Origin of the sequence: Nocardia cyriacigeorgica (assembly GCF_005863245.1) — a bacterium.
Taxonomy (GTDB): domain Bacteria; phylum Actinomycetota; class Actinomycetes; order Mycobacteriales; family Mycobacteriaceae; genus Nocardia; species Nocardia cyriacigeorgica_C.
The window spans coordinates 103,388-115,727 of the sequence record NZ_VBUT01000012.1 but is presented as its reverse complement, the minus strand read 5'-3'; the positions used below and the strand labels follow the sequence as shown (position 1 = coordinate 115,727).

The 12,340-nt window shown below is 68.6% G+C and carries 11 protein-coding genes; 3 read left to right on the top strand and 8 right to left on the bottom strand.

The genetic code is table 11. From position 1 onward, the window contains the following. Nucleotides 1-150: 150 nt before the first annotated feature. Entirely contained in the window at nucleotides 151-1,836 is a 1,686-nt protein-coding gene (locus FEK34_RS26185; RefSeq protein ID WP_138452048.1) for an FAD-binding dehydrogenase, read from the bottom strand. 450 nt (nucleotides 1,837-2,286) lie between these two features. On the opposite strand from FEK34_RS26185, the gene FEK34_RS26180 reads away from it, so the two are divergent. Next, entirely contained in the window at nucleotides 2,287-2,979 is a 693-nt protein-coding gene (locus tag FEK34_RS26180; RefSeq protein ID WP_138452046.1) for a TetR/AcrR family transcriptional regulator, read from the top strand. Here the strand turns inward: FEK34_RS26180 and FEK34_RS26175 are convergent. From FEK34_RS26175 to FEK34_RS26155, 5 genes are all read right to left on the bottom strand, one after another. Continuing rightward, nucleotides 2,963-3,727, bottom strand: coding sequence for a hypothetical protein (locus FEK34_RS26175; RefSeq protein WP_138452044.1), 765 nt, complete (start codon nucleotides 3,725-3,727; stop codon nucleotides 2,963-2,965). The two genes, FEK34_RS26180 and FEK34_RS26175, sit on opposite strands and share 17 nt — an antisense overlap. 10 nt (nucleotides 3,728-3,737) lie before the next feature. Continuing rightward, nucleotides 3,738-5,039, bottom strand: coding sequence for a lipase family protein (locus FEK34_RS26170; protein WP_171048410.1), 1,302 nt, complete (start codon nucleotides 5,037-5,039; stop codon nucleotides 3,738-3,740). Nucleotides 5,040-5,382: 343 nt separating this feature from the next. After that, nucleotides 5,383-6,654, bottom strand: a complete 1,272-nt coding sequence (locus FEK34_RS26165; RefSeq protein ID WP_171048409.1) for a PucR family transcriptional regulator — start codon at nucleotides 6,652-6,654, stop codon at nucleotides 5,383-5,385. Nucleotides 6,655-6,829: 175 nt separating this feature from the next. After that, on the bottom strand, nucleotides 6,830-7,528 hold the full coding sequence (locus FEK34_RS26160) for a TetR/AcrR family transcriptional regulator (RefSeq protein ID WP_138452041.1): 699 nt from the start codon (nucleotides 7,526-7,528) through the stop codon (nucleotides 6,830-6,832). A gap of 44 nt (nucleotides 7,529-7,572) precedes the next feature. Then, the gene (locus FEK34_RS26155) at nucleotides 7,573-8,943 is read right to left on the bottom strand and encodes an ABC1 kinase family protein (RefSeq protein ID WP_138452039.1); all 1,371 of its coding nucleotides are present in this window, start codon (nucleotides 8,941-8,943) and stop codon (nucleotides 7,573-7,575) included. Nucleotides 8,944-9,210: 267 nt separating this feature from the next. Between FEK34_RS26155 and FEK34_RS31005 the strand changes: the two genes are divergently transcribed. Then, complete coding sequence (locus tag FEK34_RS31005) at nucleotides 9,211-9,378, top strand: hypothetical protein (protein ID WP_249359626.1); 168 nt, start codon at nucleotides 9,211-9,213, stop codon at nucleotides 9,376-9,378. 33 nt (nucleotides 9,379-9,411) lie between these two features. Then, nucleotides 9,412-10,014, top strand: coding sequence for a VOC family protein (locus FEK34_RS26150; protein ID WP_249359624.1), 603 nt, complete (start codon nucleotides 9,412-9,414; stop codon nucleotides 10,012-10,014). A gap of 111 nt (nucleotides 10,015-10,125) precedes the next feature. On the opposite strand, the gene ilvD is transcribed toward FEK34_RS26150, so the two are convergent. Further along, on the bottom strand, nucleotides 10,126-11,841 hold the full coding sequence (gene ilvD / locus FEK34_RS26145) for a dihydroxy-acid dehydratase (RefSeq protein ID WP_138452248.1): 1,716 nt from the start codon (nucleotides 11,839-11,841) through the stop codon (nucleotides 10,126-10,128). A 61-nt stretch (nucleotides 11,842-11,902) separates the two neighbouring features. Further along, complete coding sequence (locus tag FEK34_RS26140) at nucleotides 11,903-12,253, bottom strand: hypothetical protein (protein WP_138452037.1); 351 nt, start codon at nucleotides 12,251-12,253, stop codon at nucleotides 11,903-11,905. Nucleotides 12,254-12,340 lie beyond the last annotated feature (87 nt).

The following is a 12,340-nucleotide window of genomic DNA, read 5'->3' as shown; positions in this document are numbered from 1 at the left end:
CGCCGGAACGGCCGGCGGCACACCGGACACCCCCGCCGAAGCCGATAGCCGATCCCGCACCGACGCATCCGATCTGCCGGACAACTCCACCGAAACCACAGCGCACCCGCGGATACCGCACCCGCCCGGCGGACCGAATACAGTCGTCGATCAGCCCAATTCGGCCGCGATCGCCCGACCCGCCGCGCGTCCGGAGAAAATGCACCCGCCCAGGAACGTGCCTTCGAGCGCGTTGTACCCGTGCACCCCACCACCGCCGAAGCCGGCGACTTCACCGGCGGCATACAGGCCGGGCAGCGGCTCGCCGTCCGGGCGCATGACCCGCGACTTCAGATCGGTCTGCAAACCGCCGAGAGTCTTGCGGGTGAGGATGTTCAACCGGACCGCGATCAGCGGACCGGCCGCCGGGTCGAGGATGCGATGCGGTTTGGCGACGCGGCCCGCCTTATCCCCGAAGTACTGCCGGGCGTTGGTGATCGCCATCATCTGCGCGTCTTTGGAGAACTTGTTGGCGACTTCGCGGTCGCGGGCCACGATCTGGCGTTCCAGGTCGTCGTAGTCGAGTTGCGGGCCGCGCGCGATCTTGTTCATCCCGTCCACCAATTCGCGCAGCGTATCGGCGACGACGAAATCCACCCCGTGTTGCTTGAACGCCTCCACCGGGCCCGGCGCGCCCTTGGCGACCCGGCTCTTGAGCGTGAGCTTCATATCCTTGCCGGTGATATCGGGGTTCTGCTCCGAACCGGAGAGCGCGAATTCCTTTTCGATGATCGACTGGGTGAGCACGAACCAGGAGTAGTCGTGGCCGGTGGCCAGGATCGCCTTCATGGTGGTGTTGGTGTCGAAGCCGGGGAAACACGGTGCGGGCAAGCGTTTTCCGTTGGCGTCGAACCACAGCGAGGACGGGCCGGGGATGATCCGGATGGCGTGATCGGGCCAGATCGGATCCCAGTTGATGATGCCCTCGGTGTAATGCCACATCCGGTCCCGGTTGACGATGGCGCCGCCCGCGGCCTCGCTGATGCCGAGCATGCGGCCGTCGACATGCGCGGGCACGCCGGAGATCATCGTCTTCGGGCACGGGCCGAGCCGGTCGGCGGGCCAGTTCTTGCGGATCAGCTCATGGTTGTGACCGATGCCGCCGGAGGTGACGACCACCGCCTTCGCACGGAAATCGAAGTCACCCACCACGGTTCGCGAGGAGGCCTTGCCGCGCTCGAGGTCGGTCGGCTCCAGCACACTGCCGCGCACGCCGGTGACGGCGCCGTCCTCGACTACGAGTTCGTCCACGCGATGCCGGAAGGCGAACCGCACCAGACCCTTCCGTTCACCCTCGAGCACGGGTTCGGCGAAGACGCGCACGACCTCGGGTCCGGTGCCCCAGGTGAGGTGGAATCGGGGGACGGAGTTGCCGTGCCCGTCGGCGGACGCGCCGCCACGTTCGGCCCAGCCCACCAGCGGCGTCACCCGCAGCCCGAGCGCACGCAGGTAGTCGCGCTTCTCGGTGGCGGCGAACCGCACGTATTCGCGGGCCCACTGCCTGGCCCAGTGGTCTTCGTCCTCGCGGTCGAAGCCTGCCGAACCCATCCAGTCCTGCAACGCCAGTTCGTAGGAATCCTTGATGCCGAGGCGACGCTGTTCGGGACTGTCGACGAAGAACAGCCCGCCCAGCGACCAGAACGCCTGGCCGCCGAGGTTGTTGCGGTTCTCCTGGTCCAGCACCAGCACCCGACGGCCGGCCTTGACCAGCTCATGGGTCGCGACCAATCCGGCCAGTCCCGCACCGACCACGATCACTTCGGCGTCGAACGCTGAGTCAGGACTGTTGTGTGTCATGTCGTTCCTTCGAGTAGTCGCATCGACGGCCGGCGGCCCGCTGGACCGTCCCATCGCCTGCGTTCCAACCTAAGCACCGACGAGTGCCGCAGGCAGCACAATCGCCGAGTCGGTGTCGCCGGCCGAGCTCCGCTCCTGACCCCGGCGCCGCCGCCTGAGCAGCCATCGGGCGATACACCCGACCGGCAGAGGGAGACGGTCGCGGGGCCGGAGGAACCGGACGCCGTCCTACCCGAGCTCACCGGCATCAGGGCCGCAACGTCCGACACTTTCACGGCGATACAATATCGCATCGGATTCACTATTGCATTGAATATAGAGGGCGACCGGCAGTCGGGCCTTGGTACCTTGTGCCTCGGGTTCAGCGCACCCGACAGCGGCGCGCACGGCCGGAGCAGACAGCGTGATCGCGCATCGGCCCGTCCACCGCCGGACAGAGAAGGACACGACGTGGCACCCTCCGACGACGTCGCCGCAGCCGCGACGAACGGGAAGCCCTCGACCGGCCGCCGAGTGACCAAGCGGCGCGCCGAAACTCGCCAGCGCCTGCTCGACGCGGCCTACGAGGTCTTCGCCGAACAGGGCTTCGGCCGCACCAAACCCGACCACATCTGCGAACGCGCCGGCTACACCCGCGGCGCGTTCTATTCCCAGTTCACCACCATGGACGAGCTGTTCCTGGCGATGTGGGAGCAGCAGTCGGCGCAGCTGCTCGCCGATGTGACGGCGGTGCTGCGCGAGGACCCGGTCACCGATGTCCGCGATGTGCGTCAGGTCGTCGAGCATGTGCTGCGCGCGGTGCCGATGGACGACAAGTGGCAGCGCATCAGCCTCGAGGTGACCGCGCACGCCCTGCGCAATCCGGAGCTGCGGGACCTGATGGTCGCACGGGAGGAGTCGATCAGCTCCGCGCTGCTGCCGGTGGTGCAGACACTGCTGAACCGGGTCGGCCGCACCGTCACCGACCCGAAGGCGCTGGGACGCGCGTTGATCGCGGTGCACGACGGCACCACGGTGCAGTGCCTGATGGAACCCGGCAGCGACGAGGCGCGGGAACTGCGCGTGGATCTGGTGCTGCGGGTGATCATGTCCTACACCCGGGAGCAGGAGAACCGGAAAGGCCGGATCACAGCCCGGGATTGACCGGCGAACGGCGCAGGTACTCGACGTAGCGTTCCCGCATATGGGCGGCGGCGGCTTCGGGGGCGGGATCGCAGTAATCGCCGGGGATGATCCACTGGCGGCCGTCGATGTACTGACGGGCGGCACGCACGCGCTGGCTCCAATGCCGAGTGCCCTGCTCACGCAGCGCCTGGCCGAGGGCCGAGACGAGGCCGGGTTCGATGCGGCGCAATTGCAGCGGGTCGAAGATGGCCAGCAGCGACTCGCCGCTGTACGGCGGGTCGGCGCAGATGCCGACGTGCCCGGCGTGGGTCAGCAGCGTGACCGAGGCGGGGTCCTCGGCGGTCGCGAACTCGATGACGCGATCCCAGCCCTGCTCACGATGCCAGGCCGCCATGCGTTCGGCCACGACGTCCGGCTCCTTGGTGCCGAAGGAACGCACCAGCGAGGGCACCAGCGTCCAATAGGCTTCCTCGGCGTCGAGGATCGCCGAGCGCAGGGGGCCGAGGGCATTGGCGGCGAATTCGGCTGGGAAGACGACCGAGAACGGCCGGCCCGCGGTGTCGGAGAAGCGCAGTGCCAGCGTCCCGTGCACGGTGACGATCTCGACCCGGTCGACGACGATATGCGGCCGCGCCACCGCCGACCGTTCACGGTGTCCGGATTTCCGGTTCTGGCTGATCGCAGGCTCCTTCGGTTGATCCTCGGGGTAGACGGCGATGGCTTCGGCGCGGGTCGGAGCCGACCCGCGCCGAAGCCGGTAACTCATGGGCGCACGGTCAGGGCAGGGCAGCGCAGTTCGACGGTGCGGGCCGGCCCGCGAGCCGGTCGGTGATCCACTGCTGGGAGGCGTCCAGCGCCGGGAAGAACGCCAGCACGTGGGTGCCGGCCAGACCGGTCATCGGCGGAATCGAGGAGTTCGCCTCCAAGTGCACCGTCGCACCGCCGCCGCACCAGTCGGCCGCGGTGGCATGGATCGGCGGGAACGGCGCGCCCTCATCATTTTTCGCCGAGGCGATGAGCACCGGAGCCGACGGGGTGAGCGAGCCGACGCGCTGTTCGGCGAAGACCGCCCGCAGCACCGGATTCCGGTCGATCACCGCGGTCAGCGGCTGGCCGCTGGTGGTCCACTGCGCGGTGTGCGGATGGTTCTGCGCCATCCCGACGGGCATGGCGCATTTGCTTTCCGAATCCCGCAGGATCGCCTTGCCGGTGTCGTTGAGTTCGGCGTCGAGCACCGGGCGCACCTCCGGATAGGAGGCGGCCATGCCGTTGAGGATCCAGGCGTGCGTGGGCGCGGCGGCGGCGCGGCCGTCGTTGTAGCCGACGAAGTACTGGTCATCGACGACCGGCCCGCCGACGTAGGCGCCGCGCACATTGAGATCCGGGGCGTAGCTCGGATGAAGTTCGGCCGCACCGGCAGACGCCATGCCGCCCTGGGAGTAGCCGTAGAGGATCACCGGCGAATCCGGGGCCAGGCCGGTGCCGGGCAGCCGCAGCGCCGCGCGGGCGGAATCGAGCACGGCATGCGCCTGCTCTTTACGGTTGAGGAATCCGTGCACGGCCGGTGTGCCGAGGCCCTGATAGTCGGTCATCACCACCGCCATGCCACGCGACAGCAGCGAGTACAACGCGACCACGTCGTATTCGAAGATCAGGTTGACCGGCGGCTCGAAATGGATGAACTGGGCGAGCAGTCTCGAGGGCGCGCACTGATCGCCCTGGCCCTTCGTTCCGCCCGCGTAGGCGACCAACGGACGCGGTCCGGGTCCGGTCCACGGCATCGCGGGCATCAGGAACGTGCCCGTGGCGGCGGCCGGAGCGCCATGGGTGTCGCTGCTGGTGTACATCACCCGGGTCGCCGACGCCGGCATCGCTCCCATCGACAGCGCCAGGTGGGACGGCTCGGCGCGCACGATGGTGCCGGGGCCACCGGGTAGCGGGGCGGGCGGTACATAGAAAGCGGCGCCGGCGACCTCCGTGACCGGCTGGGTCCAAGCCTGCGGGGCGCTGATCGCACCGGCCCCGACAGCGAGGGCACACGCCACCGCCGCGGTGAAGCTACGTGCTCGGCTCCTCACGATTCGATCCTTCCGACGATTGGGAAAAGCCCAGGACATCGAGAAAGCGGATACAGCATCGAGAATGGATACAGCTCGAGGATCGGATACCGAGGATAGACCCGTGGCCTGCCGGTAGGTACCACCGGCGCCGAAATGATCGCAGCACGGCGAAGGCCCCGATCCACCACCGAGGAACGGACTCACCTCCGCACGGCGCGAACACAACCGGCCCGCAACGGAATTACGGAACGGCTCACCCAGCCGGGCGCGGGCGCCGATCCACCGGATCGACCCGTCGGCACGGCCCGGTGCCGTGATTTCCGAAGGCGGGGCCGAGCGGCAGGTCGGCCCTGACCGGAGTTCAGGCCGGCTGGCGAGCGTCGACCTCGGAGTCCCGTGGCCCGTTGACGCGGGCGATCAGGGCCGAGCGCAGGTACCAGAGGCCTTCGGTGGGCGACAGATCCAGGCCGGTGAGCTGACCGATGCGGCGCAGCCGGTAGTCCACGGTATTGGGGTGCACATGCAGGATGCGGGCGGTGCGCTGCCGGTTGAGGTCCATCGCGAAGAACACCCGCAGGGTCTCCATCAGCTCGGGGTGATCGTCGAGCGGCGCCAGCCGGGCGTGCAGGATGTCGCGGCCGATGCCGGGGCGGGTGAGCTGATAGTGCAGCGCCAGCTCGGCGAACCGGTACAGGCCGGGGCCGCGCCCGAGCTGATGCACGGTGTCGAGCAGGTCGCAGGCGCGGTCGGCAGCCGCGGCGACTTCATCGGCGGCGGCGGTGAGGACGGTGGCGCGGATCGGCACCAGCGCCGCCTCGGAGAGCTTGCGCACCATCTCGTCGAGGTCGGATTCGGCGCATGCGGTGGCTGGCACCAGGATGGTTCCGCCGTCCACCGACAGCAGCGACAGCGCGGTATCGCCGAACTGATCGGCCAGCGCGGCCTGCACCCGGCGCAGCTTGCGTCGCGCGACGACGTGCGGGTCCAGCCGCGGATGGCTCTCATCCGGATGTGCGGGCAGCGACACCGCGAGCACGTAGTATTCGGCCGCGATCTGAATACCGCACTCGCGCGCCATCTTCGAGGTGGCATGACCGCCGAGCAGGGCCGAGGTCAGCGTATGCACCGCGGTGTGGTGTTCGGCGACGCCGGCGCGATGTTCGCGCACGTAGGCCTTGCTCACCGTCGAGGTGATGAGGTTCAGCAATTCCAGTGCGGCCGTGGTGCCGTCGACGATGTTGTCGCTGCTGTTCGGCTTGTGACCGCTTCCGTCCGGCTCGCTGCGCGCGAACAACAGGTCCAGGCCCGCTTTGAATCCGGCGTGCACGGCGTGCAACACGGTGTCGATGGGGACACCGTCCTTGGCCCACTTGGCCGCAGCGGCATTGATGCGTTCGGTGGGCACGGGTTCGTCTTCGCCGTTCATCCGCTGGATGGACCACTCCACGCAGACCCGGACCAGGGCCGCCACGTCTCCGGCCATCACCTCGGCCCCGAGGGTGCTGAACGGCGGCACCGAGGCGGCCAGGTGGTCGACCAGCCGGCGCGACAACCGGCGGACATCACGAACGGGCGGTGAGATGGACCGTCCAGGGGTCTGGCATCCGGGGCGAATCGCGTTCTCGATCGTCACGTGTGACCTCCTCGTCACCTGTACTACGCAACGAACACTAATGCGAGCGCGCGCTCACCTTCCACTCCTCTTTGTTCGAGTTTTCCACCACCCCGCGCCACCACATCTACCAGGCATTATGGCGGAAACACCGCGCAAACACGTCGATCCAGCGGAGCTATACCTGGGGAACCGCTCACTTTTTGCGGCCCACACGGGACGGCTGCTTCCCGTTCCGTCCGCCCAGCCCGGTGAAGCGGGTCTCGCGCAGGCCGCGAGCTGCGGCTTCGGCCTCGAACCAGGCGCCGAGCATGCGCGCGGTCATCGCGATGGCCTCCTGCCGTTCCTCGATCCCGACCTCGAGGGCCGAGGCGCGCAGTACGGCGGCGAAACCGGTATTGAGCACCACGAACGTCATCACGTCGTATTCGTGATCGTCACCGGGACCGAGCACTTGGATCAGCAGCACCTTCACCAGCAGCCGCAGCCGTGGTTCGAACTCCGGAATTCCACTGTTGTAGAACTGAACTCCGGCGACGAGCGCGCGCACCAGTGCGGCATTGGCCACCAGTTCCTCGGTGATCACCTCGAGCACATTGATGGTCAGGTCCTCGACCGAGTTCTCCGACAGATCGAAAACCTGCTGGGTGAAGCGTCTTTCGATGTCTTCGAGCAGCCGGCCGAGCAGTTCCTCCACGATGACGGTGCGATCGGAGAAGTAGCGGTAGACCGTGCCGATGCTCAGTCCGGCTTCGGTGGCGATCCGATTGGTCGAGGTATTGGCGATGCCGCGCTCACCGAACAACCGGGCCGCGGTATCGAGAATGTGCTCCCTGGTCGCCTTCGCGCGCTCCTGGCTGGGACGTCGACGCTGACCGACTGTCTTCGAGGGCATGGCGCTCCCCTGCCGTTCTCGCTGAAAATGAGTGAGCACTCACCTTAGCGAGTGCGCCAGCGCTGCGTGGCAACTCCGATCTCGGTGACGGGAGGTTCGCCGTAGAGCCACTCGCGCGCGATGCGATGCCAATTGTTGGTCGAGCCGAGCTGGCCGAGCGCGGCATAGGTGAACAGGTCGGCGCGGCGGGAGAACACGTGCTCGGGCGGCAGCAGCTGATGACGCATACCGCGGAACTCCGAGGCCCGCGGGTCGACGGCGAGCACAACGGCGCCGGTCGCCAACTCGGGGGTGATGGTGATCTGCTCGTCGAGCAGATGCCAGCCCGCCGCCGCCCACACGTATTCCAGGCATTCCTGTGGACTCACCCCGGCGGCCGGGTCGATGATGTCGCGCCCGACCCAGGCGTCGTAGAGCTGCTCGGCCCGGTGTTCGCCGGCGAATCGCAGGCAGTCGCGTTCGAAGTCGGCGTCCACCGGGTCCATCCGGTTGTAGAGCCCGAAATCGACGAAACCGACCCGGCCGTCGTCGGCGAGCAGGATATTGCCGGGATGCGGATCGCCGCAGAATTCGTAGTCGACGAACAGCGAGCTGACGTAGAAGCGGTAGATGAGCTCGCCGATCCGATCGCGGTCGGCCTCGGGCAGCTCCCGGATCTGCTGGAACTGCTTGCCTTCCACCAGTTCGGTCACCAGCACGCGACGCCCGCACAGCTCTTCGACGCTGTCGGGCACCACGATGAACGGATGATCGCGATAGCGCTCGGCCACCCGATGCTGGGTGCGGGCTTCGCGCGGATAGTCCAGTTCGCGTTCCAGATTGCGGGTGATCTCCTCGAGCACCGCGGCGTCGGCGGCACTGGGCAGGATGGATTTCCACAGCCTGCTGAAGAACTCCAGGTTGCGCATATCAGCGGCGATGGCCTCGTCCACGCCCGGATATTGGACCTTGACCGCCACCGCGCGGCCGTCGTGCAGCCGGGCCCGATACACCTGGCCGATGGAGGCGGCGGCCATCGGCGTCTCGTCGAAATCGGCGAACGCCCTCGACAGCGGGCCGAGATCGTCCTCGATGACCGTGCGCATCTGGGCGAACGACACCGCGGGCGCCTGGTCGCGCAGTTCGGCGAGCTTGACCCGGAACAGTTCCCGGTGCGATTCCGGGACCATGTCGATATCGAGCACCGACAGCATCTGGCCCAGCTTCATCGCCGCGCCCTTCATCCCGCCGAGCACGGTGACGATCTGCTGCGCGGTCTGCAAGGCCGAGCGTTCGGCGAGCACCTGCCTGGCCTGCTCGGTGCGTCCGACCATCGACAACCGGGTGCCGACCCCGCGCACCGCCTGCCCCGCCGCCAGCCGTCCGAGCCTGCTTCCCCGCGCGAAACGGCTCTTCGGCACGCGACCGGCCGCCATCTCCCACCTCCTCGGCCCGCGCACCATCGGACGGGCGTCACGATCCTCTCGCGCAGCGGACGATCTTGTCGACCACTCGGGCGAAGTCTGTGCTCGATCACTGCCGCCGCGAGCGGTGCGGGCGACCGGCGCTCGGATGGTTCGCCCGGATCGGGTGAACATCTGCCGCGACCCTGTCGCCGGTCGCTACCGAGTGCTTGACTGAGCGGACGCCGACCGGGTTCAGGCGGTCGGTCTTCCGACTCGAATGCCAGGGAGGTACTGCTGATGCCAACCCGCGACAAGGCCTGGCCGGAAGGCACACCCTGCTGGGTGGACTGCCAGGTCGACGATGTGGCTCGCGCTCGCACGTTCTACGCCGACCTGTTCGGCTGGGAGATCGCCGACAGCCCACAGCAGGCGGGCGGCTACCTGATCGCGCTGCGCAACGGGTGACCGGCGGCCGGAATCGGGCCCAAGCCCGCCGGTATGCCGATGCCGTCGACGTGGACGACCTATATCGCCGCCGATGACGCCGACGCCGTCGCCGCCCGGGTCGGCGCGGCGGGCGGGACGGTGATGCTGCCGCCGTTCGATGTGCTCGACGTCGGCCGGATGTTCATCGCGGCCGACCCGACCGGCGGCGTGTTCGGCGGCTGGCAGGCCAAGGCGCATCGCGGAGCCGGGATATACAACGAGCACGGCGCCTACTGCTGGAACGAACTGCACACCGGCGATTACCGGCGGGCCCAGGAGTTCTATGCCGAGGTCTTCGGCTGGAAGTACACCGAGATCGGCGACGGCGAGAACTTCACCTACTCGACCTTCGGCTACGCCGGAAACGACCATCCGCTCGGCGGCATCAACGACATCACCTCCGGCGACGCCGCGTACTGGCTGACCTGGTTCCAGGTCGACGACACCGACACCGCGCTCACCCGCGCCACCGAACTCGGCGCGCGGGTGATGAGCGGTCCCGGCGACAGTCCGTTCGGCCGTCAGGGCGTGGTGCGCGCGCCGCAGGGTGAGACGTTCGCCGTCATCGATCCGACGACGACCGTCGGTGCGCCGCCGACCGGGCGCCCGGCCTGAGCGCCGGCAGCGCGTGCGGAGCCTTGTGGGCGTGCCGCACGCGCTCGATGCCAGGTCGGGCGTAGAGCGCGCCGAACGTCGATCACGGCGTGCGCCGGATATCGGCGGGCCTCAGTCGCAGACCGCGCCGAACGACGCCGAACCCACCAGCTTCGAATACTTCGCCAGCACGCCGCGGGTGTAGCGCGGCGGCAGCGGCGCCCAGCCCTCGCGCCTGCGGGCCAGTTCCTCGTCGTCGACCAGCAGGTCGAGGGTGCCCGCGGCGACGTCGAGACGGATCTCGTCACCATCGCGGACGAACGCGATCGGCCCGCCGTCGACGGCCTCCGGCGCCACGTGACCGACGCAGAGCCCGGTGGTGCCGCCGGAGAAGCGACCATCGGTCAGCAGCAGGACGTCCTTGCCCAGCCCGGCGCCCTTGATCGCGGCGGTGATCGCCAGCATCTCCCGCATGCCCGGCCCGCCCTTCGGCCCTTCGTACCGGATGACGACCACATCGCCTGCGGTGATGGTGCCGTCTTCGAGCGCGTCCATCGCGGCCCGCTCCCGGTCGAAGACCCGCGCGGTGCCGAGAAAGACATCGGAATCGAACCCCGCCGACTTGACCACCGCCCCGCCGGGAGCCAGCGAACCGTGCAGGATGGTGATCCCGCCGGTCGGATGGATCGGCTCGGCCAGCGCCCGCACCACCTTGCCGTCCGGGTCGGGCGGGGCGATCGCGGCCAGGTTCTCGGCCACGGTGCGGCCGGTGACGGTCAGGCAGTCACCGTGCAGCAGACCGGCATCGAGCAGGGCCTTCATCATCACCGGCACGCCACCGATGCGGTCCACATCGGTCATCACATGCCTGCCGAACGGTTTGACGTCGGCCAGATGCGGCACCCGCCGGCCCACCCTGGCGAAATCGTCCAGCGTCAGATCGACATTCGCTTCGTGTGCGATAGCCAGCAGGTGCAGCACCGCGTTGGTCGAGCCGCCGAAGGCCATGACGACGGCGATCGCGTTCTCGAAGGCTTCCTTGGTGAGGATGTCGGAGGTGGTGATGCCGCGCCGGATCAACTCGACCACGGCCTGACCGCTGCGGCGGGCGTAACCGTCGCGGCGGCGGTCGGTCGCGGGCGGAGCCGCACTGCCCGGCAGCGACATGCCGAGCGCTTCGGCGGCGCTGGCCATCGTGTTCGCGGTGTACATGCCGCCGCAGGCCCCCTCGCCGGGGCAGATCGCGCGCTCGATGGCGTCGACGTCCTCGCGGCTCATCAACCCGCGCGAACACGCGCCGACGGCCTCGAACGCGTCGATGATCGTCACCTCGCGTTCGCTGCCGTCGGACAGTTTCGCGATACCGGGCAGGATCGAGCCCGCGTAGAGGAAGACGCTGGCCAGGTTCAGCCGGGCCGCCGCCATCATCATGCCGGGCAGCGACTTGTCGCAGCCCGCGAGCAGCACCGACCCGTCGAGGCGCTCGGCCTGCATGACCGTCTCGACGCTGTCGGCGATCACCTCCCGCGAGACCAGCGAGAAGTGCATGCCCTCGTGTCCCATGGAGATGCCGTCCGACACCGAGATGGTGCCGAACTGCATCGGGAACCCGCCCGCGGCGAACACGCCGTCCTTGCAGCCCTGGGCCAGCCGGTCCAGGGAGAGGTTGCACGGGGTGATCTCGTTCCACGACGAGGCCACGCCGATCTGCGGTTTGGCGAAGTCCTCGTCGTCCATGCCGACCGCGCGCAGCATGCCGCGCGCGGCGGTTTTCTCCAGGCCGTCGGTGACGTCGCGGCTACGGGGTTTCATATCGGGTGTCTCGGTTCGGTCGGCCACGACCGCCATCATCCTCGCCCCGCTCCGATTACGGCAGTCACCCACGCCGATCGCCGGGCATGGCGGGGATTCAGTAGGCGCTTCCGGTCGGCGGGAGCACGATCACCGGCCACAGGTAGTACCCGCCGTAGCTGGGGTAGCTGTATCCGCCGTAGCCATAGCCGCCGTACCCGCCGTAACCCGGGTAGCCGTAGCCGCCGTACCCGTAACCGCCGTATCCCCCGTAACCGTAGCCGTAGTACACCGCGTCGGCCGACGCGTCCGGCGTCGCGTGCTCGGCGGATTCGATCGGCTCGAGGATGAGCGGCTCGGCGACGGCGGGCGCGATCATCACGGCGGCCGGTGCGAGGGCGATGGCGGCGACGGCGGCCGCGCGCGCGAGGCCGCGGCGGGTGCGGGCGAGGACGGTGGTTCGGTTCATCGGAACTCCTGGTTCGGATCGCACCGCCGCGGTCCTCGGCGATGCCCGGTAGCGGTCCGCTGAGAGCGGGAGGCGCGTTGCTGATCG